Annotated in this window: 19 protein-coding genes; 8 read left to right on the plus strand and 11 right to left on the minus strand. The window is 67.8% G+C overall.

Features of this window, described 5'->3' with window-relative positions; genetic code table 11:
- Positions 1-6 precede the first annotated feature (6 nt).
- Positions 7-456, minus strand: coding sequence for a winged helix-turn-helix transcriptional regulator (locus tag ACN8ZM_RS23790; RefSeq protein WP_043183410.1), 450 nt, complete (start codon positions 454-456; stop codon positions 7-9).
- A gap of 353 nt (positions 457-809) precedes the next feature.
- Between ACN8ZM_RS23790 and ACN8ZM_RS23795 the strand changes: the two genes are divergently transcribed.
- The gene (locus ACN8ZM_RS23795; RefSeq protein WP_420212661.1) at positions 810-1,733 is read left to right on the plus strand and encodes an alpha/beta fold hydrolase; all 924 of its coding nucleotides are present in this window, start codon (positions 810-812) and stop codon (positions 1,731-1,733) included.
- Positions 1,734-1,820: 87 nt separating this feature from the next.
- Here the strand turns inward: ACN8ZM_RS23795 and ggt are convergent, their stop codons facing one another.
- Complete coding sequence (gene ggt, locus ACN8ZM_RS23800; RefSeq protein ID WP_043183407.1) at positions 1,821-3,542, minus strand: gamma-glutamyltransferase; 1,722 nt, start codon at positions 3,540-3,542, stop codon at positions 1,821-1,823.
- A gap of 426 nt (positions 3,543-3,968) precedes the next feature.
- On the opposite strand from ggt, the gene ACN8ZM_RS23805 reads away from it, so the two are divergent.
- From ACN8ZM_RS23805 to ACN8ZM_RS23815, 3 genes are all read left to right on the plus strand, one after another.
- Entirely contained in the window at positions 3,969-4,493 is a 525-nt protein-coding gene (locus ACN8ZM_RS23805; RefSeq protein WP_043183403.1) for a metal-dependent hydrolase, read from the plus strand.
- Positions 4,494-4,693: 200 nt separating this feature from the next.
- A complete protein-coding gene (locus tag ACN8ZM_RS23810) occupies positions 4,694-9,310 on the plus strand; it encodes a DEAD/DEAH box helicase (RefSeq protein WP_420212565.1) in 4,617 nt (1,538 codons plus the stop codon).
- Positions 9,311-9,445: 135 nt separating this feature from the next.
- Positions 9,446-10,720 carry an APC family permease gene (locus ACN8ZM_RS23815; RefSeq protein ID WP_043183400.1) on the plus strand — a complete coding sequence of 425 codons (1,275 nt, stop codon included), beginning with the start codon at positions 9,446-9,448 and terminating at the stop codon, positions 10,718-10,720.
- Positions 10,721-10,870: 150 nt separating this feature from the next.
- Here ACN8ZM_RS23815 and ACN8ZM_RS23820 read toward each other — a convergent pair whose 3' ends face one another.
- The 4 genes from ACN8ZM_RS23820 to ACN8ZM_RS23835 form a co-directional block, all read right to left on the minus strand.
- Positions 10,871-11,167, minus strand: a complete 297-nt coding sequence (locus tag ACN8ZM_RS23820) for an XRE family transcriptional regulator (protein WP_043183399.1) — start codon at positions 11,165-11,167, stop codon at positions 10,871-10,873.
- Between the two features lie 73 nt (positions 11,168-11,240).
- Positions 11,241-11,600, minus strand: a complete 360-nt coding sequence (locus ACN8ZM_RS23825; protein WP_043183397.1) for a type II toxin-antitoxin system RelE/ParE family toxin — start codon at positions 11,598-11,600, stop codon at positions 11,241-11,243.
- Between the two features lie 127 nt (positions 11,601-11,727).
- On the minus strand, positions 11,728-12,714 hold the full coding sequence (gene pcaQ, locus ACN8ZM_RS23830; RefSeq protein WP_043183394.1) for a pca operon transcription factor PcaQ: 987 nt from the start codon (positions 12,712-12,714) through the stop codon (positions 11,728-11,730).
- Between the two features lie 77 nt (positions 12,715-12,791).
- On the minus strand, positions 12,792-13,529 hold the full coding sequence (locus ACN8ZM_RS23835; protein WP_043183393.1) for a helix-turn-helix domain-containing protein: 738 nt from the start codon (positions 13,527-13,529) through the stop codon (positions 12,792-12,794).
- A 120-nt stretch (positions 13,530-13,649) separates the two neighbouring features.
- Between ACN8ZM_RS23835 and ACN8ZM_RS23840 the strand changes: the two genes are divergently transcribed.
- The 3 genes from ACN8ZM_RS23840 to pcaG all read left to right on the plus strand — a co-directional run bounded on the left by ACN8ZM_RS23840 (position 13,650) and on the right by pcaG (position 15,805).
- A complete protein-coding gene (locus tag ACN8ZM_RS23840) occupies positions 13,650-14,225 on the plus strand; it encodes a YiiX/YebB-like N1pC/P60 family cysteine hydrolase (protein WP_301766619.1) in 576 nt (191 codons plus the stop codon).
- A 275-nt stretch (positions 14,226-14,500) separates the two neighbouring features.
- On the plus strand, positions 14,501-15,208 hold the full coding sequence (gene pcaH / locus ACN8ZM_RS23845) for a protocatechuate 3,4-dioxygenase subunit beta (protein ID WP_006489685.1): 708 nt from the start codon (positions 14,501-14,503) through the stop codon (positions 15,206-15,208).
- A gap of 3 nt (positions 15,209-15,211) precedes the next feature.
- A complete protein-coding gene (gene pcaG / locus ACN8ZM_RS23850; RefSeq protein ID WP_420212566.1) occupies positions 15,212-15,805 on the plus strand; it encodes a protocatechuate 3,4-dioxygenase subunit alpha in 594 nt (197 codons plus the stop codon).
- A 461-nt stretch (positions 15,806-16,266) separates the two neighbouring features.
- On the opposite strand, the gene ACN8ZM_RS23855 is transcribed toward pcaG, so the two are convergent.
- Entirely contained in the window at positions 16,267-17,046 is a 780-nt protein-coding gene (locus ACN8ZM_RS23855; protein ID WP_205823635.1) for an AraC family transcriptional regulator, read from the minus strand.
- A gap of 142 nt (positions 17,047-17,188) precedes the next feature.
- Between ACN8ZM_RS23855 and ACN8ZM_RS23860 the strand changes: the two genes are divergently transcribed.
- Positions 17,189-17,968, plus strand: a complete 780-nt coding sequence (locus ACN8ZM_RS23860; RefSeq protein WP_043183389.1) for an alpha/beta fold hydrolase — start codon at positions 17,189-17,191, stop codon at positions 17,966-17,968.
- Between the two features lie 38 nt (positions 17,969-18,006).
- Here ACN8ZM_RS23860 and ACN8ZM_RS23865 read toward each other — a convergent pair whose 3' ends face one another.
- From ACN8ZM_RS23865 to gsiC, 4 genes are read right to left on the minus strand one after another with little or no spacing between them, the layout of a single operon-like run.
- Complete coding sequence (locus ACN8ZM_RS23865; RefSeq protein WP_420212567.1) at positions 18,007-18,834, minus strand: M55 family metallopeptidase; 828 nt, start codon at positions 18,832-18,834, stop codon at positions 18,007-18,009.
- Positions 18,831-19,913 (minus strand): P1 family peptidase, encoded by a 1,083-nt coding sequence (locus ACN8ZM_RS23870; RefSeq protein ID WP_420212568.1) that lies wholly within the window; start codon positions 19,911-19,913, stop codon positions 18,831-18,833. The genes ACN8ZM_RS23865 and ACN8ZM_RS23870 overlap by 4 nt, the downstream gene beginning before the upstream one ends.
- Positions 19,913-20,806, minus strand: a complete 894-nt coding sequence (gene gsiD, locus ACN8ZM_RS23875) for a glutathione ABC transporter permease GsiD (RefSeq protein ID WP_043183385.1) — start codon at positions 20,804-20,806, stop codon at positions 19,913-19,915. The genes ACN8ZM_RS23870 and gsiD overlap by 1 nt, the downstream gene beginning before the upstream one ends.
- A 7-nt stretch (positions 20,807-20,813) precedes the next feature.
- On the minus strand, positions 20,814-21,734 hold the full coding sequence (gsiC, locus tag ACN8ZM_RS23880) for a glutathione ABC transporter permease GsiC (protein WP_043183383.1): 921 nt from the start codon (positions 21,732-21,734) through the stop codon (positions 20,814-20,816).
- Between the last annotated feature and the right edge of the window lie 78 nt (positions 21,735-21,812).

Below are 21,812 nucleotides of genomic sequence, written 5' to 3' on the forward strand. Positions count from 1 at the left end.
TACCCGTCAGTCCGGCGGCGGCAACACGACCGTGTCTTCCGGCCCGAGCACGCGCCCGTCCTGCGAACGCAGCTCGAGCTTCCTGACCGGCAGCCCGGTCTTCCGGTCGACGAGCAGCACGTGCGCCTCGTCCGGTTCGAAGAAGAAATCCTCACCCCACTGCCGCAGCGCGACCAACAGCGGAAACAGGCCGCGCCCTTTCTCGGTCAGCACGTATTCGTGATGCGCGCCGCCGTCCGCGGCCGGCACGATGTCCATGATCCCGTGCGCGACCAGGTTGCGCAGGCGCGCGGCCAGGATGTTCTTGGCCAGCCCGAGATTCTTCTGGAATTCGCCGAAGCGGCTCAGCCCGTCGAACGCGTCGCGGACGATCAGCAGCGACCACCAGTCGCCGATCGCGTCCAGCGGGCGGGCTACGCCGCAGGGGGAGTCTTCGTGCGTGGTTCGTCTGTTCATCGATGCATGCGGTGACGCCGTTTCCGGAATGCGGGTGGAACGGCGGTCGTTTCCGTTGAAATGAATGGTTGCAATATAAAACTCGCCACTCGAAAGATCAATCGCACGACACCCGACTGTTCGCGATCGACGAAAAGAACGATCGGTTCGAGCCCGATTAGCACTCAAGCCTCTACGTTCGGTCTATAAAATCCGGCACTGCTCCGTTCCAGTGCGTCATCTCGCACCAATGACACAGTCATTCGGCAATTGGGCCAGCCATCTTTTTGGTTGCAACTAGAAACCGCATATCCTACGCTTCGATTCGGTTTCAACTTGAAACCAACTTGTCCGACTATCCGAAGGAGCGTTCGATGATCCGGCCCGATGCCACGTTCGATGGCACCTTTCCATTCGCCCCGCATTTCGACGACGCATCCGGCTTCCGGATGCACTACGTGGACGAAGGCCCGCACGACGGCGAAACCATCCTGTGCTTGCATGGCGAACCCACGTGGGGCTATCTGTTCCGTCATCTGATTGCGGCGCTGAGCCCGACGCACCGCGTCGTCGTCCCCGATCACATGGGCTTCGGCAAAAGCGCGACGCCGCAGGACCGCAGTTACTGGCTGCAGGACCATATCGACAATCTGGAGCGTTTCGTGCTCGCGCACGGCCTCGATCGCATCACGCTCGTGATGCACGATTTCGGCGGCCCGGTCGGCATGGGGCTCGCCGCACGGCATCCGGATCGCATTCGGCGCATCGTGTCCGCGAACGGGCCGACGCCGTTCGGCCAGCCCGATCTGGTCGAACGCCTGACCGCGAACGGTCGCGATGCACCGTGGTTCCAGTGGATCATGCGCGCGGCGGCGGACGATACGCTGGAGACGGTGCTCGGCCAGCTTGGCTTCAACATCCTGAGCACGCTGAAGCTGAACGGGTTCGAAAATCACGCGATCGTCAACGACACCTGGATCGCCGCATACGGTGCGCCGTTCGCGCAACCGGCGGACTGTCTCGGCGCGATCGGATGGGCCCGCGGGTTTGCCTCTGGCGCGCACCGGTTCGAGGAGCCCGATGCCGCGGCGCTGCGCGCGATACGCGAAAAGCCCGCGCTCGCGATCTGGGGAGACGCCGATCGAACGCTCGGCGCCGAACACTTCCTGCCGCTCTTCACGGCACTGTTTCCGTCCGCGCCCGTCGAGCGGCTGGCGGGCGTCGGACACTACTGCTTCGAGGATGCGCCCGACGCCATCGCGGCACGCATCGCCGAATTCATCCGGACCACCGGCTGAGTGTGTTCCGCAGCCGGCTGCACGACACCCGGCTGCGGAACACGACGTGCGCGGCCGCCTTCGCAACCGCGCACGCGCCCTTTCACGTCAGTGGATGATCCGCGTCACGCCACGCCCGCGCGGATCGGCCATCGCCTCCGGCGTCTTGCCGTCGATCTTGATCACCTGGATGTCGCCGCTGAAATCCTGCCCCTTCAGCGTATAGCCGCGCGCCTCGATCTGCTTCGCGAGTTCGCCTTCGATCGGGTGGTACGGCTCCCAGAAGATCGTGTTCGGCGGCAGCAGCTGGTGATGGAAGCGCATCGCGCCGACGGCCTCCTTCAACGGCATCTTGAAGTCGTAGATGTTGTTGATCACCTGGAAGATCGACGTGAAGATGCGCGAACCGCCCGGCGTGCCGATCACGAGCGATACCTTGCCGTCCTTCGTCATGATCGTCGGCGACATCGACGACAGCGGGCGCTTCTTCGGTTCGATCGCGTTCGCATCGCTGCCGACCACGCCGAACATGTTCGCGACGCCCGGCTTCGCGGAGAAGTCGTCCATCTCGTCGTTCAGCACGATGCCCGTGCCGTCGGCGATCACGCCCGAGCCGAAATAGCCGTTGATCGTGTACGTGTTCGACACCGCATTGCCCCACTTGTCGACCACCGAGAAGTGCGTCGTTTCAGCCTTCTCCGGCATCGTCGTGCCGAGGCCCGGCTGCACGCTCTTCGTATCCGACGGCTCCTTCGGGTTGACTTCGCCCGCGCGCTTCGCGATGTACGCATCGTCGGTCAGCTGCGCGATCGGCACCTTGTAGAAATCGGGATCGCCGAGATACTGCGCACGATCGGCGAACACGCGCTTCTCGATTTCCGCGACGAGGTGGATGTACTGCGGCGAGTTGAGCTTCACACCCTCGAAATCCTGCTTGAGGTCGGCCTTCATCTTCAACAGCTGCACGAGGCCGATGCCACCCGAGCTCGGAGGCGGCGCGGTGATCACGTCATAGCCGTTCCACTTCGCCTGCACCGGCTGGCGCCACACCGCGCGGTACTGCGCGAGATCCTCGGTGGTGATCAGCCCGTTGCCGTCGCCGGTCTTCATCGATGCGGCGATCAGCTCGGCCGTCTTGCCCTTGTAGAAACCTTCCGCGCCGTCGTTCGCGATGCGCGTCAGCACGTCGGCGAGATCCGGCTGCTTGAAGTTCACGCCGGCCTTCAGCCCGGAGAAATACTTGTCGAAGTTGGTCTTGCCGCCGAACTCCTTCGATGCGTCGACACCGCGCTGCGCGAGCTGCTCGTCGACGACGAAGCCGTCGCGCGCATAGTGGATCGCCGGCGCGAGCACCTGCTTCCACTTCAGCTTGCCGAAGCGCTTCTGCGCTTCCCACATGCCCGCGACCGTGCCCGGCACGCCGACCGCGCGCGGGCCGTACAGGCTCATGCCCTTGACGACGTTGCCGTCCTTGTCGAGATACATGTCCTTCGTCGCGGCGAGCGGCGCACGCTCGCGGTAGTCGATGAAGTACGGCTTGCCGTCCTTGTAGATCGTCATGAAGCCGCCGCCGCCGATGTTGCCGGCTTCCGGATACGTGACGGCAAGCGTGAACGCGATCGCGACGGCCGCGTCGATCGCATTGCCGCCTTCCTTGAAGATCCGCTCCGCAGCATCCGCGCTGTACTTGTCGGCCACCGCGACCGCGGAGCTCGTCAGGACGGCCGGCTGCGGCCCCTTCGCATAGACGGGCGCGTTCGGCAGGAAACCGATGCCGGCCACCGTCGCGAGCACGACAGCGGATGTTTTGAAGCGATTCAGCGTAGTCATTGCATGTCCCCCATGTGGATCTCCTTCAGGCAGGAAAAGCACCTGTTCCGCTCATGGCCGCTGGCACGCCGACGGCCATCTCCGGCTTCGTAGTATAGGGGGACAAAAAGGGTCGAACACGTGACGTGCAACGAAAGCGCAGTCGTTATGTGCGCGCGGTCATGCCGAAGCTTTTCAACCTGCATGCGGATCGGTCGAAATTGCACACAGTGCGCTTCCGCCGTGTCCATCCGCCATATACGTCATCACGCAGCGCACAAAAAAACCGAAAGTTGCGAACTGCGTGGAAGACCACGCGACACGTGCAAAAAAATCTGCAAATGTCGCTCCCACTGCACGAGCCGATCTGCGAAGATAGCGCCCCGTTTTCGCGCTGCATCAATTTTTCTCGCACGCGCCGCTTCACGTTTCTTCGTCTCGCTTCCTATGGCATCACGCAATGCACATCATGCGTCCGGCTTCGCAGCCGGCGTCGCCGCCGCCGCCCTCGTCGCACAAACCGGCGCCACGGGTCCGTGGCATGTGGGCATGTTCGCCGCATTCGCGGCGGGCGTCGCGGGCGGCACCGCGCCCGACTGGCTCGAAGTCGCCTGGTGGCGCCGCAAGCGCCGCCTGTGGGTCACGCATCGCACGATCACGCACTGGGGCATCGGCTGGATCGCCCTGCTCGCGCTCGGGTGGCACGGGCTCATCCATCAACCGCATCCGCTGTGGGCCGCGCCGCTGTTCGGCTTCGCGTGCGGCGGCGTGATGCACCTGCTCGCCGACTGGCCGAACCCGCTCGGCGTGCCGTGGATCTGGCGGCGTCACTCGCTCAACCTGTGGAACAGCGGGAATTGCGACCTGATCGTCGTGGCCGCCGCATGGGGCGGCACGCTGTGGCTCGCGCAGTCGTTGTGCTCGCGTGCGCCGCTGCTCGAACACTGGCTCGGCTGGCTACATCGCGTTTAGTTGCAATTCGGTGCAATTCGGCACGCTATCGGTGTGCCGGCGCGCATGCAACTTTCTGTTCGTTGAAAGTGCGATGCGGGCCCCCATTTGAATCTGAATCGCCGATACACCTGCCCGGCACGCACCCACGACGTCTGGCACACTGACGATTCGATTCGTGCGTGCGCCTTCTGCGCTTGCACCCCCATTTCAACGCTCCGATGGACGTCACCGCTACCCGCCTTGCCGCCAGTGCGCTCGACGTGTTCCACCCGGCCGTCGCCGCGTGGTTCCGACGCACGTTCGCCGCGCCCACCGGCGCGCAGGCGCTCGCGTGGCCACACATCAAGGCGGGCCGCTCGACGCTCGTTGCTGCGCCGACCGGCTCCGGCAAGACGCTCACCGCGTTCCTGTGCGCGCTCGACGATCTGGTGCGCGATGCATTGGCGCACGACGGCACGCTGCCCGACGCGACACTCGTCGTGTACGTGTCCCCGCTGAAGGCGCTGTCGAACGACATCCACGTGAACCTCGACGCGCCGCTTGCCGGCATCGCCGAATCGCTCGCGCAACTCGGCCTGCCGGTGCCGGCGATCCGCACCGCCGTGCGCACCGGCGACACGACGCAAGCCGAGCGCGCCGCGTTGCGCAAGCGTGCGCCGCACATCCTCGTGACGACACCCGAGTCGCTGTACGTGCTGCTGTCGTCCACGTCGGGGCGGCAGATGCTGTCGAACGTGCGCTCGGTCATCGTCGACGAAATCCATGCGCTCGCGTCGTCCAAGCGCGGCAGCCATCTCGCGTTGTCGCTCGAACGTCTCGACGCGCTGGCCGGCCGCGCGTTGCCGCGTATCGGGCTGTCGGCGACGCAGAAGCCGATCGACGCGGTCGCGCGCTTCCTGGTCGGCGGCCCGGCCGACGCGCCGCGCGACTGCACGATCGTCGACACGGGCCATACGCGCGAGCGCGACCTCGCGCTCGAACTGCCGAACGTGCCGCTCGAACCCGTGATGGCAACCGACGTGTGGGAACAGGTGTACGACCGCATCGCCGGGCTCGCGGCCGCGCATCGCACGACACTCGTGTTCGTCAACACGCGGCGCACCGCCGAGCGCATGGCGCGCCATCTCGCCGACCGGCTCGGCAAGGAAGCGATCGCCGCGCATCACGGCAGTCTCGCGAAGGAGCACCGCTTCGACGCCGAGCAGCGCCTGAAGCGCGGCGAACTGAAGCTGCTCGTCGCCACCGCATCGCTCGAACTCGGCATCGATATCGGCGACGTCGATCTCGTCTGCCAGGTCGGCTCGCCGCGCGGGATTGCGCCGTTCCTGCAGCGCGTCGGCCGCTCCGGGCACCACGTGGGCGGCGTGCCGAAGGGCCGGCTGTTCCCGCTGTCGCGCGACGAGCTCGTCGAATGCGCGGCGCTGCTCGATTGCGTGCAACGCGGCGAGCTCGACACGCTGCGCATTCCCGAAGCGCCGCTCGACGTGCTCGCGCAGCAGATCGTCGCCGAAGTCGCGTGCACGGAATGGCAGGAAGATGCGCTGTATGCGAGCGTCACGCGCGCGGCGCCGTACGCACGGCTGACGCGCGAGCGCTTCGATGAAGTGATGAAGATGCTCGCCGAAGGCTTCACGAGCCGGCGCGGCGTGCGCGGCGCGTACCTGCATCGCGACGTGGTCGGCGGCACCGTGCGCGGGCGCCGCAACGCGATGATGACCGCGACCACGTCGGGCGGCACGATCCCCGACATGGCCGACTATGCAGTCCTGCTCGAACCGCAGGGCATCCAGGTCGGCACCGTCAACGAGGATTTCGCGATCGAGAGCCTCGCGGGCGACGTGTTCCAGCTGGGCAACCAGTCGTACCGGATCATTCGCGTGGAAACAGGCCGCGTGCGCGTCGAGGACGCCCAAGGCCAGTCGCCGAACATTCCGTTCTGGCTCGGCGAGGCGCCGGGGCGCAGCGACGAGCTGTCGGCGGCGGTCGGCCGGCTGCGCGCACGGCTCGACGGACTGTTCGCCGACGGCGAGCGGCAAGGGCATGCCCGAGGCGGTAAACGCACCGACGACGATATCCGCGGGAAGACGGCGGCTGAAATCAAGGCGACGACCCAAGCCAGGACCAAGGGCAGTGCAAAATCGACGCGACGAGTTGAAGCCGAAGCCGAAGCCGAAGCCGAAGCCGAAGCCGAAGCCGAAGCCGAAGCCGAAGCCGAAGCCGAAGCCGAAGCCGAAGCCGAAGCCGCGATCAGTGTACGAAACAACGTCGCCCGTGCAGCCCCTGCCAGCCCGGCCGACAGCCGCCTCATGCCGGCGTTGCGCTGGCTCGTCGACGATCTGCATCTGTCACCGGACGCCGCGCACCAGATCGCCGACTACCTCGCCCGCACGCGCGCCGCGCTCGGTGCGCTGCCGACGCAGGACACGCTCGTGATGGAGCGTTTCTTCGACGAATCGGGCGGCACGCAGCTCGTGATCCATTCGCCGTTCGGCAGCCGCATCAACCGCGCGTGGGGGCTTGCGCTGCGCAAGCGCTTCTGCCGCAGCTTCAACTTCGAACTGCAGGCAGCCGCGACCGACGACGCGATCATCCTGTCGCTGTCGCTCGCGCACAGCTTCGCACTCGACGAAGTGTGGCACTACCTGCGTTCGGCCAGCGCCGAGCACGTCCTGGTCCAGGCCCTGCTCGACGCGCCGATGTTCGGCGTGCGCTGGCGCTGGAACGCGACGACCGCGCTCGCGCTGCCGCGCTTCACGGGCGGCAAGCGCACCGCGCCGCAACTGCAGCGGATGAAGAGCGAGGACCTGCTCGCGACCGTGTTTCCCGATCAGGTCGCGTGCCTCGAGAACATCGTCGGCGAGCGCGAGATCCCGCATCACCCGCTGGTCGACCAGACGCTCGACGACTGCCTGCACGACGCGATGGACACCGATGGCTGGCTTGCGCTGCTGCGCCGGATCGAAAGCGGCGCGATCGAGCTCGTCGCGCGCGACCTGCCCGCACCGTCGCCGCTCGCCGCCGAGATCCTGAACGCGAAACCCTACGCGTTCCTCGACGATGCACCGCTCGAGGAGCGCCGCACGCAGGCCGTACAGTCGCGCCGCTGGAGCGATCCCGAATCGGCCGACGATCTCGGCGCGCTCGACGCCGACGCGATCGATGCGGTGCGCGACGAAGCCTGGCCGCTCGTGCGCGACGCCGACGAAATGCACGACGCGCTGCTCACGCTCGCGTGCGTCTCGGATAGCGAAGCACAAACCCGCGAAGGCTGGCCCGACCGGCTCGCGGAACTCGCCGAACGCCGCCGTGCAACGAAACTCGTCGCGCCGGGCGGCGCTGTACTGTGGGTGCCGGTCGAACGGCTCGTGTGCCTGCGTGCACTGCATCCCGACGCGCGCATCGCGCCGGCGCTCAAGGTGCCGGTAGCCTGCGCGCAACCGTGGGAAGCGGATGCCGCACTCGTCGACGTGATCCGCGCGCGGCTCACCGGTTTCGGCCCGCTAGCCCTCGACGCGATCGCGACACCGCTCGGCCTGCCGCCTGCGTCGATCGCGACGGCACTCGCGGCGCTGGAGCGCGAAGGCTATGTGATGCGCGGCCGGTTCACGCCAGGCACGACGACGGACGAATGGTGCGAACGCCATCTGCTGGCGCGCATTCATCGCTACACGGTGAAGCGGCTGCGTCGCGAAATCGAGCCGGTCGAGCGCGCCGATTTCATGCGCTTCCTGTTCCACTGGCAGCACCTGACGCCCGACACGCGCGGCACGGGCCGCGACGCACTCGCGGCCGTGGTCGAACAGCTCGAAGGCTACGAGGCCGCCGCAAGCGCATGGGAAGATGCGCTGCTGCCCGCGCGGCTCACCGACTACACGGCAGGCGGGCTCGACGAGCTGTGCCGCTCCGGCAAGCTCGTGTGGACGCGCATCGGCGCGCCGGCGCGCGCGGCCGGCACGCCCGTGAAGACGACGCCGATCGTGCTGCTGCCGCGCCGCCACCTTTCCGCGTGGCAGGCGCTGCGCGACCCCGATGCGCAACCGGCACTGTCCGCGCGGGCCACCCAGGTGCGCGACGCCCTCGCCGCGCACGGCGCGATGTTCTTCGACGCGCTGCTCGACGAACTGCACATGCTGCCGGTCGAACTCGAACAAGCGCTCGGCGAACTCGTGTCTGCCGGCCTCGTGAATGCCGACAGCTATGCGGGCTTGCGCGCGCTGCTGAAACCGGTCGTCAAGCGCAGCGCGACCTATGCGCCGCGCACGCGGCGCGGCGGCGCACTGATCGGCGGCATGGACGACGCGGGCCGCTGGGCACTCGTGCAACGCCACGCGCCGCCGGACGAAGCGCCGGCACCGAAACGCGGCCTGGCCGCGACCGACCCCGACGCGCTCGAACACATCGCGTGGACGCTGCTGCGCCGCTACGGCGTCGTGTTCTGGCGGCTGCTCGAACGCGAAGCCGACTGGTTGCCGAACTGGCGCGAGCTCGCGCGCGTGCTGCAACGCCTCGAAGCGCGCGGCGAAATTCGCGGCGGACGCTTCGTCGCCGGGCTCGCGGGCGAACAGTTCGCGCTGCCCGAAGCGATCCCGATCCTGCGCGAACTGCGGCGGCAACCGGGCGACGGACAGTACGTGTGCGTGATGGGCGCCGATCCGTTGAATCTTGCCGGCACGCTGCTGCCCGGCGACAAGGTGCCGGCGCTGGCCGGCAATCGCGTGCTGTTCCGCGACGGCGTGCCGGTCGCATCGCTGGTGTCGGGGGCATTCCACTACGCGCCCGAACTGTCGCCCGCCGCGCGCGAGGATGCCCGCCTGCGGCTCGCACGCCACCACTGACATCGGCTGACACGCGGCACCGCCCGGACTACTGATCGCCGGGCCGCGCTACCGCCGGCGTTCGGGTAGCATCGAACGATTTTCCGCGCGGACGCTCGCGCTCGAACACGACAAGACTTCCGGAGACTGCTGTCCATGCCCTCGCATGCCGATTCGCCCGCCGCTCATCACGCGGGCTCACTGACGATTTTCCAGGGTGCCGCGCTCTATATCGGCGCGGTGCTCGGCACAGGCGTGATCGCGCTGCCCGCGCTGGCTGCCGAAGTCGCGGGCCCGGCCTCGCTGCTCGCATGGGCCGCGCTCGTCGTGCTGTCCGGGCCGCTCGCGGCCACCTTCGCCGCACTCGGCGCACGCTATCCCGACGCAGGCGGCGTCTCGACCTACGCCCGGCGCGCATTCGGGCCGAAAGCCGCGGCGATCGTCGGCTGGTGCTTCTACTTCGCGGTACCGGCCGGCGCGCCGGCTGCCGCGATGTTCGGTGGCGCATACGTCGCGGCCGTCACGGGCGGCGGGCACACGACCGTCGTCGTCACGGCTGCCGCGCTGATCGCGATCGTGTCGGCCGCGAATGCATTCGGCGTCACCGTGTCGGGCCGCATGCAGCTCGTGTTGTCGGCGCTGCTCGTCACGCTGCTGCTGGCCGCGGTGCTCGCGTCCGCGCCGCATGCGCGCACCGCGAACCTGCATCCGTTCGCGCCGCACGGCTGGCTCGCGGTCGGCCAGGCCGCCGCGCTGCTCGTGTGGAGTTTCGCCGGCTGGGAAGCGATCACGCATCTCGCAGCCGAATTCCGCCGGCCCGCGCACGACATGCCGCGCTCGGCCGGGATCGCGGTCGTGGTGGTCGGGTTCCTGTATCTGTCGGTCGCGGCCGCGAGCGTGACGGTGCTCGGGCCGTCCGCGGGCGCATCGGGTGCGCCGCTCGCCGAACTGATCGCAGGCGGCATCGGTGGTCATGCGCAGGTGCTGGCCGCCGTGGCCGCGCTGCTGCTCACGCTCGGCACGATGAACGCGTATTTCGCGGGTGCGGCCAAGCTCGGCGCGGCGCTTGGGCGCGACGGCGCGTTGCCCGCGTGGCTCGCGCATGGCAGCCAGGTCGGCGGCGTCCCGCGCCACAGCCTCGGCGTAATCGCCGTGCTCGCCGCCGTCGCACTGGCCGCGACGACGCTGTCGGACGTCGGGCCGAAGCCGCTCGTGCTCGTTACGTCCGGATGCTTCGTGATGGTGTATGGACTCGGCGCGGCCGCCGCGCTGAAACTGCTGCCGCGCGGCGGGATCGCTTACCGCTGCGCATGGATTTCGCTGGTCGCGGTCGCCGGGCTGTTCCTGACGACTGGCTGGTACATCCTGTGCCCGCTGCTGCTCGCGGGCGGTGCGCTGCTTTATCTACAAGTGGCCGCGCCGCGTCAGTGACCCGGCGTGTGCGCGCGGGCCGACATTCGCCCGCTTGCGGCGACACGCCCGCGCGTCATGGCCGAGCCGTGGGCCGGATTGCCGGCCATTCCGCCGCACGCATTACGCGTCGCGATGCAGACTCGGCCGCACGCCGCTTCTTCACGCCCGTCAGGCCGGCACCAGCTCGAAGCTGAGCCGTTTGCCGAGCGCGGCGGCCGCGCTCGCGAGCGTCGCCAGCGTGAGGCTCGTGTCGGTTTCGTCGAGCAGACGGTTGAGCGCGGCGCGGCTGGTTTTCATCCGTGCGGCCATCGCGGTTTTCGTGATGTGCTGCGCCTTCATTTCCTGCCCGATCTGCCAGGCGATCACGCGCTTGATCGCGGTGGCGGTGGCCGCTTCGAGATTGCCGTCCTCCTCGAGGAAGGAATCGAAATCGCTGCCGATATGCGGGTTGTTCGTGGTCGTCATGGGGTACTCCAGTGCATGGCGTTGCCGGCTGCCTGCCCGTCGGAGACGGTGCGTTCCAGCGCAACCGGGAAATTCAGATGGCGCGCGTCAGCGCTTTCAGGCGCGCGACGGTGATATCGAGATCATCCGACGGCGTGGCCCGCGACTGCTTGAAGAAGCCGTGCAACAAGACCATCGTTTCGCCGACGACCGTGAACAGCACGCGGGCGCTCCGCCCCGGCAGCATCACGCGGATCTCCCATAGATCCCGCGCCATCTTCCGGACCAGCGGCATGCCGAGCGGCCAGCCGAGTTGCACGGTCTTGATCTCTTCACCGATCGCCCTTCGCTCCGCTTGCCCGAGCGCCTTCAGCCATTCGCGCACCGGCTCGTTGCCACGGGCCGTCTGGAAGAACCGCACGCCGAGCGTGACCTGGATCTGCTGTCTCGTCATCGTCTTGACACCAATCGTACCAAAATCGGTACGATATGCCAAGCACCGCGAGGCCGGCTACTGACCGGATGGCCAATCCGGCAGCCGGGTACCGGGCCGGGCCGCGCTTGCCGCACGGCCCGACGGGTCAATTGTCGCGACGAGCCGGCTTGCGTGCCGCGCGTGACGTCCCGCGTGCGCGCGTCTCGCCGAACCGCGACCGCGCGATATCGCGCACGGCATCGATGAGCGTCCGCGCGACCGGCGACGGCTGCGCATCGGTGCGCAGCACCAGCCCGACCGGCTCGTCGGTGCCGGCTGACGGCAGCGGCAGGCGTGCCAGCGCCCCGGCCGACAGGTCGTACTCGGCCGCATAGAGCGGCACGAACCAGACCGCATCGTTCTCGAGCGCGAGCGCGCGCGCGACCGATACCGACAGCACCTCGATGAACGAATCCAGCGGCGGCGCGCCGCAGGCACCGAGCAGTTGCTCGGCCGACTGGCGAATCAGCGTGCCGAACGGCGGCAGCACGACCGGATAGCGCGCGAGCTCGGCCGCCGGCGCCGCGCTCGACAGCAGCGGATGCCCGGCGCGCACGACCGCGACGAGCGGCTCGTTGTACAGCTGCTCGAACGCGAGCCCGATCATCCGCTCCGGCTCCGACAGTCGCCCGATCGCGCACTCGATCGCACCGGACTTCAGGCGCTCGAGCAGATCGGCGTTCGCGGCCGTCGCGATCCTCACGACGACGCGCGGCCAGCGCTCGGCGAGCGCCTTCATCAATGCGGGCGCGAGCGATGCCGCGACGGTCGGCAGCATGCCGATTTCCAGCGTCGCAGCAGCGGCCCCGCCCTCGCGCGCGAGCAGCCCGACGCCCTGCCGCAGCGCCAGCACGCACGCGTTCGCGTGCGGCAGGAACAGTTGCGCTTCGCGGGTCGGCTGCGCGCCCTGCCGGCCGCGCTCGAACAGCTTCACGCCGAGGATCGCCTCCAGCTCGGCGATCGTCTTCGAGACGGCCGGCTGCGTGATCGACAGGCTTTCGGCCGCCTTCTGCACGCCGCCCAGCTGCGCGACCGCGAGAAAACACTGCAGGTGCCGGAACTTGACGCGGCCGTCGGCGATACGGTTATTCATAACGGGTGGTTATGCGAGTGACGATGAAATGCCATTTTGCATAACTTTCCGGATAGCCCCAAGCACTCGACGAGGTGTCACGCGTGGCGCCGCAGCGCCTGGAAACCGGCCGGCTCCCACATCCGCTTCGCGATCAGCAAGCTGGTGCCGTGCTTCTGCGCGAGCGGTGCGGACGACGATTCCGCATGCAGCGCGGCCGCCTTGCTGCGCAGCCGGCGCAACTCCAGCTCGAGCTCCGCGGACGCGGCCTCCGTCAGCATCCCCTGCGAGAACGTCATCGTTTCGCCTTCCCCGTCGAAGCGGCTGTCGAGGAAATCGCCGAGCGCGTGCGCATGGAAATAACGGCGGATCGGCCCGCCCGGCAGCCAGTCGAAATCGCGCGCGACGCGCACGCGAATCCGGTCGCCCGGCAACAGCGCGACGACGTTCATCCGGTCGAGCATCAGCAGGTATTTCACGCATTCGGCCTTCGTCACCTGATAGGCCGACACGATGTCCTGCACGGTCCAGTAGTTGATCGCGCAGACGGCAACGAGCAGCAGCTTGTCGTCCGACACGAGCAGCGCCTCCTGCTGCTCGGTCAGCACGTGCAGCCTCGGCGCCGACGCGGACGCCTCCTGCACGAGCTCGGCCAGCGTATAGCCGAGCAGCTGAGAGATCTCCACGACGCGCTCCAGCGTAAAGCGGCCGCTGGCAAACAGCCGCTTCACGCTGGTCTCGGAAACGTCGAGCGCACGCGCGACGTCGCGGTAGGTCATGCCTTGCGCCTTCAACTGGCGCTTCAGCATTTCGATGAGTTGGGCGGTTTCGGTCATTTTGGTATCGAAAAATGATGCTCCAGGTCAGATATTAGGCTACCTGCGCACGCAGATGAACACTTTCGGGTACTTGTCTGCATAATCCGCTCCGTGCTGTCACTGAACGACGGAGCCGAAATGACCACCCGAACCGAAACCGCTGCCTACGAATCGCATCACACCGCCCCGCGCGATGCCCGCGACACGGATCGCACGATGCCGCTCGCCACGGTCCGCACGCTGGCCGCCAGCGCGCACGTCGGGGATCTCGTGTTCATCCGCGTGCCGGCGCATGCACCCCGCGACGCGGCAGGTGCGACGGGCTCGACGGGTGCATGGGCCAATCGCTTCGGCATCGTCGTCGACACATCGGGCGACGAGCCCGTGATCGCCGAATCCGCGTTTGCGTGGACGAAGCTCACGCCACTGTCGCGCTTCGTCGCCCGTACCGACGGCGGGCGCATCGCGCTGGCACGCCGCGTCTCGGCACCGACCGCCGATGCGCAGCGCCAGGTACACGCAACGGCGGAACAGCGGATCGACGCGCTGCTCGGCAACCGCTTCAACCTGCGGACACGGCGCGGGTTCTGCGCGGACTACGTGAGCGACGTGCTCGGTGCCGACCGCGACGCGACGCCCGCCGCACTGCTGCGCAGCGGCACGCTGTCACTCGAATTCGACGGGATCGTGTTCGATCCCGGCCGGCAGTCATAACAGGCGCGCTCAGGGAGACCGGATAACAACAAGAACGACAACACAAAAAAGCAGCGACGGGCTGGCTGGAGGGCCGTGCACGGGGTCGTCACCGACGACGCGAAGCCCGATCGCTTTTTCCGCCGGACAGGCATCCTGTCCGGCGGAATTTTCATTGGCGCGTCCAACATAACGAACGGTTATACGATTCGCGAAAAAAGGTCATTTTGCATAACTTTCCGGATTGGCTAAAGTCCTGCCATCCCCTTCGCGAAATACCTATCAGGAGACGCCCGATGGATTCCCCCACGATCCTCACGCCGCGCGACTGGCCGTCGCATCCGGCCTATGTCCACCCCGAGTACCGTTCGTCCGTGAAACGCGGCCCGACCCGCCCGCTGATCCCGCTGAAGGAGAAACTGCGCGACCAGTACGCGCCGGTCTACGGTGCCGAAGATCTCGGCGCGCTCGACCATGACCTGACGAAGAACGCCGTGAAGAACGGCGAGCCGCTCGGCGAGCGCATGGTCGTCACGGGCCGCGTGCTCGACGAAGGCGGCAAGCCCGTGCGCAACACGCTCGTCGAGGTGTGGCAGGCGAACGCGGCCGGCCGCTACGTGCACAAGGTCGACCAGCACGACGCGCCGCTCGACCCGAACTTCCTCGGCGCGGGCCGCTGCCTGACCGACGACGAAGGCCGCTACCGCTTCCTGACGATCAAGCCGGGCGCGTATCCGTGGGGCAACCATCCGAACGCGTGGCGCCCGAATCACATCCATTTCTCGCTGTTCGGCGATTACTTCGGTTCGCGTCTCGTCACGCAGATGTACTTCCCCGGCGACCCGCTGCTCGCGTACGACCCGATCTTCCAGGGCACGCCCGAGGCCGCGCGCGATCGCCTGATCTCGCGCTTCTCGATGGACATCACCGAAGAAGGCTATGCGCTCGGCTACGAATTCGACATCGTGCTGCGCGGCCGCGACGCTACTCCGATGGAGCGCTGAACCATGACGACGCTGAAACAAACCCCTTCGCAGACGGTCGGCCCGTACTTCGCGTACGGCCTGTGCCCGCAGCAATACGACTACGACCTGAAGAGCCTGTTCACGCCGACGATCGCCGCGGCCCACGCCGAAGGCGAGCACGTGCTGCTGGTCGGCCAGGTGTTCGATGGCGACGGCAACGTCGTCGGCGATGCGGTGCTCGAATTCACGCAGGTGGACGGCGCGGGCCGCTACCCCGCGTCGCGCGACGACATCGCGAAATCCGGCTTCACGGGCTTCGCGCGGGTCGGCACCGGCACCGATGCGCAGCAGCGCTTCGTCGTCGAGACGGTGAAGCCGGGTCGCCTCGCCGCCAACGAAGCGCCGCACATCAACGTGACCGTGATGATGCGCGGGATCCTCACCCATGCGTTCACGCGCGTGTACTTCGACGACGAAGCCGCCGCGAACGCGGCCGACCCCGTGCTGAACGCGGTGCCGGCCGAGCGCCGCGCGACGCTCGTCGCGAAACGCGACGCGCAGCCGGGCCGTCCGGTGGTCTACCGCTTCGACATCCGCATGCAGGGGCCGGACGAAACGGTGTTCTTCGACGTGTGACGCGCGAGCCGGCGCACGCCGGCATCGCCCGCTCCCGCACCGCCGTGTGGCGCGATTCCGACAGGTATCGCGCCACACGGCGTTTTTCGTGCTCCGTCGCCAGCATTCGATGCTGCGGCGCATCGCGCCTGGCCATCAGCGCCGACGCCCATTGCAAGGGGCTTCTGCCCCTGCATCGAACGCACGATTGAAACGCATGCTGCTGCAACCGCACATGAGTCGCGAGTCCCGCGGGATTTCGTTTGCGCGTTATGCGGCGTATTCTTCGCTATCCACAACGAGTCAACGAGATTGAATCGGAAGAAGCAACAATTACGCATGTAATGCGCGACACTGTCCGGCAGGCCGTGCGCGCATTTTTTCTGACCGAGTGCCTTTAAACGCGTCTGACCGAAATTGGCAGGCGCGTATTTTTTGGTGGCAACCCGTGCACGGTCGTGACGCGCGCCGATTCCTTCCGGTTAGCGCCGAATCTCCAGGTACCGGCTCGGCGTATCGCCCAGGATGCGGCGAAACGCCGACGTGAACGCGCTTGCGCTCGCGTACCCGAGATCGAGTGCGACGCGCGTCACCGATTGCCCGTCGCTCAGGCGCGCGATCGCCGCGAGCATGCACACCTGCTGGCGCCATGCGGCAAAACTCACGCCTGTCTGCGCGCGGAACTGCCGCGTGAACGTGCGGCGGCTCAAGCCGGCGTCGGCGGCCACCTGGTCGAGATCCGCCGCGATCGACGGCGACGCGAGCAGGTGCCGGCATACCTTCGCCAGCCGTGCGTCGGCCGGCAGCGGCGCATGCAGCGACAGGCGCGGCATCGTCGCGATTTCCGCGACCAGCAGCGCCATCAGCTTGCCCGCGCGTCCGTCGACGTCATACAGGGCCGGCAGGTCGATCGCATCGTCGATCAGTTGCCGCAGCAGCGCCGATACGCCGTAGACGCCGCACTGCTCGGGCAGGCCCGCTTCCTGCGCCGCATCGCCGGACACGAAGGTGTTCAGCATCGTGACCGGCCCGGTCATCGTCATTTCGTGCCGCACGCCGGCAGGCACCCAGCACGCGCGCTGCGGCGGCACCAGCCAGCGCCCGTGCGGCGTCGACACGCTGATCGTGCCGCGCGACGCGAACGCGAATTGCCCGCGCCCGTGCGCGTGCGCCGGAAACGTCGTGCCGGCCGCATAGTCGTTGGCGGTCACGACCACGCTCCGGGGAATGTGTTCGTAGGGATCTAGCAGCGTATTTCTCACGGCCGGAATTCCATCATCAATGACCCGATATCGAAGGCGGGTCTCCTTCGCTCGATTTACGATCCGCTCCACCCTTGCGCGACCAGACGGCCGCAAGACCCGTCGGCCTGATCGGCCGGATCACCACTGCATCGGAGCGGACATGCCGAATACGTTTCATCGCGTGGGGGACGGCCCCCACCCTGTTCTTGTACTGCCCGGCTGGTTCGGCGACGCCCACGCATTCGAACCCGTCGAAGCGTGGCTGTCGCGCGAGCACTTCAGCTATGTCTTCATGGACTACCGAGGTTACGGCCGCCTGCGCGACGCTGCGGGTGACTACACGATCGACGAGATCGCCGCCGACGCGCTTGCACTGGCCGACTCACTCGATTTCGCGACCTTCAGCATCGTCGGCCACTCGATGGGCGCGATGGCGGCCGAGAAAATCGCCGTCATGGCCCCCGAGCGCGTGCGCGCGCTGGTGCCGATCACGCCGGTGCCTTGCGGTGGCCTGCCGTTCGACGCGGAGAAACGCGCGCTATTCGAGCGCGCCGCCGACCACGTCGCCGATCGCCGGACCATCATCGACCGCAGCACCGGCGGCCGGCTGCCCGCCGCCTGGGTCGAGTGGAAAGCCGCGTATTCGGCAGCCCGTTCGTCGCCGCCGGCGTTCGGCGCGTACTTCCGCGCGTGGGCCGATACGGATTTCAGCGACGAGATCGCGGGCATCCATCCGGTGAAAGTGCTGATCGGCGAGCACGATCCGGCGTTCGACGCCGCGCTGATGGCCCGCACCTACCTGCGACGCTATCCGCTCGCCACCGTCGACGTGCTGCGCAATGCCGGCCACTACCCGATGAACGAGACGCCGCTGGCACTGGTCACGGCGATGGAAGCGTTCCTGCTCGCCGTGACGGCGAACCCTGTCGGCAACCACTGACGACGCGCGGCGTGCAAGCGGCATGGCAGTAACGCGCATCACCGCAACATGAACGACATCGCCGACAAACTGTTCAGCGTGCGCACCACATGCTCGACCGAAGGCCCGTCGAAGCGCAGCGTCACCGCATCGACGCGCTCGAGCGACGGCAGCACGCAGAACAGGTCGGCCAGCGCCGCCGTCTGCACGCGCAGCGTGCACGCGGCCGGCGCGGGCCGATGGGCGCCCGCGCGCACGCCAGCCGACACTGCCCGCGCCACCGCGTCGCGCGCAGCGGCTGCGATCCGCGCGCAGGACGCGGCGGGCGTGAGCGTATCGCCGCTCGATGCGCCGCCAGCGGTCTTGACCGTCTCGAAATGCGCATCGGGAAACAGCGGCTGCGTTTCCTCCGCGAACACGTCGTCGCCCGTGGCCAGCGCGACGTGTGCACCATATTCGCGTGCCAGCGCGCCGTACAGCCCGGCTTCGCCGAGCTCGACACCATTCAGCCACACCTGCGTGAACGCGAAGCCGTTGATCGTATGCGCGAGTACGCCGCGCGTCTGCGATTTCGCGTGATAGCCGATCATGAACACGAGGTCGGGCTGCTGTTCGAGGCCCGCCATCATCCCGAGCGTGCGCGGCTTGCCGAGCACGACACGCGCACGCGCATCGAGCCCGTCGGGCAGCAGGTTGCGAAAGCCGCCGTGCGAATCGTTGACCCACACCGCCTGCGCGCCGCCCATGAACGCGCCTTCGATCGCCGCGTTCGCCTCGGCGGTCATCCAGCGGCGCGCGCGTTCGTATTCCGGATTGCCGGCGCGCGTCTGCTCGGTGGCGAATACGCCGGCGACGCCTTCGATGTCGGTCGAAATCAGGATCTTCATGACTGGGCAAGACGTCCTTTGTGGCCTTCGTTGAACAGGCGATCGAGATCGGGCACCGCATCGCGCAGCGATTGCCGCACGTGGCCGTCGCGCCCGGCCACCGTCACGGCCTGCAGCAGCGCGTCGGCGATCGCGTGCTCGACGCTTTCGGCCGCGGCCATGAACAGCGGATCGAGCGCCGCATCGGCAACGAGGGCCGGCAGCGCGATGGTCGATGCGTCGTGCCCGATCGTGTATGCGGTGGAAAATGCGAGCGCGATGTCGCCGCTGCCGTGCCCGTAGACCGAGCCCGTGCGAGCCAGCCCCGCGCCCGCACGGCGCGCGAGCCGCGACAGTTGCCGCGCGTCCAGCGGCGCATCGGTGGCCAGCAACAGGATGATCGAGCCCTGCTCGGGCGGTGCCGCGTGCGCGGCCTCGGCCGCACGCCGTTGCGCGACGATGCCTCCGAGCGGCACGCCGCCGAGCGTCAGCATCGGCAGCCGGCCGAAATTCGCGAGCACGAGCGCGCCGACCGTATAGGGCCGCCCGGCCGCGACAGCAACGCGCGACGCCGAACCGATCCCGCCCTTCAGGTCGAAACACGACATCCCGCGCCCGGCGCCCACCGCGCCGCGTGCGACGTCACGCGATGCTGCGCGGCACGCGTCGTCGTAATGCGCGGCCGTGACCGCGAACGCCTGGATATCGTTCAGGTAGCCGTCGTTGCACTCGAACACGAGCGGGTTGACGGTCGACCAGTCGCGGCCGATTGACGGATTCGCCGCGATCGCCGCGCGAATCTGCGCCTGCGCAACCGCGCCGACGCCGAACGTATTGGTCAGCGCGATCGGCGTGTCGAGCGTGCCGAGCTCGTCGACCTGCACGAGCCCGACGCTCTTGCCGAAGCCGTTGATCACGGCAGCCCCGGCCGGCACCTTGCTGCGGTACACGTCGCCCGGATGCGGCTTCACGACGGTCACGCCCGTCTGCACGTTGCCGGCATCCAGCGTGCAATGGCCGACCGTCACGCCCGACACATCGGCGATCGTGCCGCGCGGCCCGGCCGGCAGCGTCGCCGTCCACATCGGTGCGATGCGCATCAGCGGCGCTCCAGCTTCGGATCGAGCGCGTCGCGCAGCCCGTCGCCGAGCAGGTTGAACGCGAGCACGGTCAGGAAGATCGCGAGGCTCGGGAAGATCGCGATGTGCGGCGCCGTCACCATGTCCGCGCGCGCTTCGTTGAGCATCGCGCCCCACTCCGGCGTCGGCGGCTGGGCGCCGAGCCCGAGGAACGACAGGCTCGCGGCCGTGATGATCGACGTGCCGATCCGCATCGTGAAGTAGACGACGACCGACGACACGGTGCCCGGCAGGATGTGCCGCATGATGATCGTCCAGTCCGACGCGCCGATGCTGCGCGCGGCCTCGACATAGGTCATGTGCTTGAGCATCAGCGTGTTGCCGCGCACGAGCCGCGCGAACGCCGGGATGCTGAAGATCGCGACCGCGCAGATCACGTTGACCATCCCGTTGCCGAGGATCGCGACCACGCCGATCGCGAGCAGGATGCCCGGGAACGCGAACAGCACGTCGGCCACGCGCATCGTGATGCGGTCCCACCAGCCTTCGTAGTAGCCGGCGAGCAGCCCGAAGAACGTGCCGATCACCGCGCCGAGCGCGACCGAGAAGAAGCCGGCCGCGAGCGAGATGCGCGTGCCCGCGATGATCCGGCTGAAGATGTCGCGGCCCAGCGAATCGACGCCGAACCAGTGCACGGCCGACGGCCCCGCGTTCAGCGCGTCGTAGTCGAAATAGTTTTCCGGATCGAACGGCGCGATGTGCGGGCCGACGAACGCCAGCACGACGAGCGCCAGCACGAAGCCGCCCGCGACGAGCGCGACGGTCTGCTTGCGGAACTTGCGCCAGAATTCGCGCCACGGCGTGCGGATCGCGGTCGGTGCGGCCGGCGCCGCGGGCTGGACAGTCGCGTTCATGTGCGCCTCACTTGAACCGGATGGTCGGGTTGATGACCGCGTACAGCACGTCGACGGTCAGGTTGATCAGGATGAACTCGAGCGAAAACAGCAACACGATCGCCTGGATCACCGGGTAGTCGCGCATCGTCACCGCGTCGACGAGCAGGCGCCCGAGCCCCGGCCAGTTGAACACGACCTCGACGACGATCGAGCCGCCGAGCAGGAAGCCGAACTGCAGCCCCATCATCGTGACAACCGGGATCATCGCGTTGCGCAGGCAGTGCTTGAGCACCACCATCGGCTCGCGCACGCCCTTCGCGCGCGCGGTGCGCACGAAATCCTCATTCAGCACCTCGACGAACGACGCCCGCGTGAAGCGCGCCATCACGGCCGCGACCGCGGCGCCGAGCGTCAGCGACGGCAGCACGTAGCTCTTCCACGAGCCGTCCGGCACGACCGGCAGCCAGCCGAGCTTCACCGAGAAAATTTCCATCAGCAGCATGCCCAGCGCGAACGCCGGGAACGAGATGCCCGACACCGCGAGCGTCATGCCGAGGCGGTCGGGCCAGCGGTTGCGCCACACCGCCGACGCGATGCCGATCGCCATCCCGAAGGCCGTCGCCCACGCCATGCTGACAAGCGTCAGCAGCAGCGTCGGCATGAAGCGCTCGCCGATCTCGGTCGAGACCGGCCGCTTGCTGCGGGTCGACAGGCCGAAATCGCCGTGCGAGATCTTCACGAAGAAGTTCACGAACTGCGCGGGCAGCGGCTGGTCGAGGCCGAGATCGGTACGCACCAGCGCGACCGTCGCATCGTCGGCTTCGGGCCCGGCCGCGAGCCGCGCCGGATCGCCCGGCAGCAGGTGGACGAACAGGAACACCAGCACCGCGACGATCGCAAGCGTGGGCAGCAGGCCGAACAGGCGTTTGACGAGAAAATTCAGCATGGGGCACCGATCGAATCAGCATGCCGGCGGCTGGCGCCGCCGGCACCGCATGGCGGACGAGCCGCCGTCATCACCACT

It is taken from the genome of Burkholderia aenigmatica, from assembly GCF_048627025.1.
Lineage (GTDB): Bacteria > Pseudomonadota > Gammaproteobacteria > Burkholderiales > Burkholderiaceae > Burkholderia > Burkholderia aenigmatica.

What these genes read in the sequence shown, in the direction of transcription:
- pcaH (WP_006489685.1), top strand. Translation starts at nt 14,501, where the DNA reads ATGGATTCCCCCACGATCCTCACGCCGCGCGACTGGCCGTCGCATCCG.
- ACN8ZM_RS23825 (WP_043183397.1), bottom strand. Translation starts at nt 11,600, where the DNA reads ATGACGAGACAGCAGATCCAGGTCACGCTCGGCGTGCGGTTCTTCCAG.
- ACN8ZM_RS23865 (WP_420212567.1), bottom strand. Translation starts at nt 18,834, where the DNA reads ATGAAGATCCTGATTTCGACCGACATCGAAGGCGTCGCCGGCGTATTC.
- ACN8ZM_RS23820 (WP_043183399.1), bottom strand. Translation starts at nt 11,167, where the DNA reads ATGACGACCACGAACAACCCGCATATCGGCAGCGATTTCGATTCCTTC.
- ACN8ZM_RS23835 (WP_043183393.1), bottom strand. Translation starts at nt 13,529, where the DNA reads ATGACCGAAACCGCCCAACTCATCGAAATGCTGAAGCGCCAGTTGAAG.
- ggt (WP_043183407.1), bottom strand. Translation starts at nt 3,542, where the DNA reads ATGACTACGCTGAATCGCTTCAAAACATCCGCTGTCGTGCTCGCGACG.
- gsiD (WP_043183385.1), bottom strand. Translation starts at nt 20,806, where the DNA reads ATGAACGCGACTGTCCAGCCCGCGGCGCCGGCCGCACCGACCGCGATC.
- gsiC (WP_043183383.1), bottom strand. Translation starts at nt 21,734, where the DNA reads ATGCTGAATTTTCTCGTCAAACGCCTGTTCGGCCTGCTGCCCACGCTT.
- ACN8ZM_RS23840 (WP_301766619.1), top strand. Translation starts at nt 13,650, where the DNA reads ATGACCACCCGAACCGAAACCGCTGCCTACGAATCGCATCACACCGCC.
- ACN8ZM_RS23870 (WP_420212568.1), bottom strand. Translation starts at nt 19,913, where the DNA reads ATGCGCATCGCACCGATGTGGACGGCGACGCTGCCGGCCGGGCCGCGC.
- ACN8ZM_RS23790 (WP_043183410.1), bottom strand. Translation starts at nt 456, where the DNA reads ATGAACAGACGAACCACGCACGAAGACTCCCCCTGCGGCGTAGCCCGC.
- ACN8ZM_RS23795 (WP_420212661.1), top strand. Translation starts at nt 810, where the DNA reads ATGATCCGGCCCGATGCCACGTTCGATGGCACCTTTCCATTCGCCCCG.
- ACN8ZM_RS23810 (WP_420212565.1), top strand. Translation starts at nt 4,694, where the DNA reads ATGGACGTCACCGCTACCCGCCTTGCCGCCAGTGCGCTCGACGTGTTC.
- pcaG (WP_420212566.1), top strand. Translation starts at nt 15,212, where the DNA reads ATGACGACGCTGAAACAAACCCCTTCGCAGACGGTCGGCCCGTACTTC.
- ACN8ZM_RS23805 (WP_043183403.1), top strand. Translation starts at nt 3,969, where the DNA reads ATGGCATCACGCAATGCACATCATGCGTCCGGCTTCGCAGCCGGCGTC.
- ACN8ZM_RS23815 (WP_043183400.1), top strand. Translation starts at nt 9,446, where the DNA reads ATGCCCTCGCATGCCGATTCGCCCGCCGCTCATCACGCGGGCTCACTG.
- ACN8ZM_RS23860 (WP_043183389.1), top strand. Translation starts at nt 17,189, where the DNA reads ATGCCGAATACGTTTCATCGCGTGGGGGACGGCCCCCACCCTGTTCTT.
- pcaQ (WP_043183394.1), bottom strand. Translation starts at nt 12,714, where the DNA reads ATGAATAACCGTATCGCCGACGGCCGCGTCAAGTTCCGGCACCTGCAG.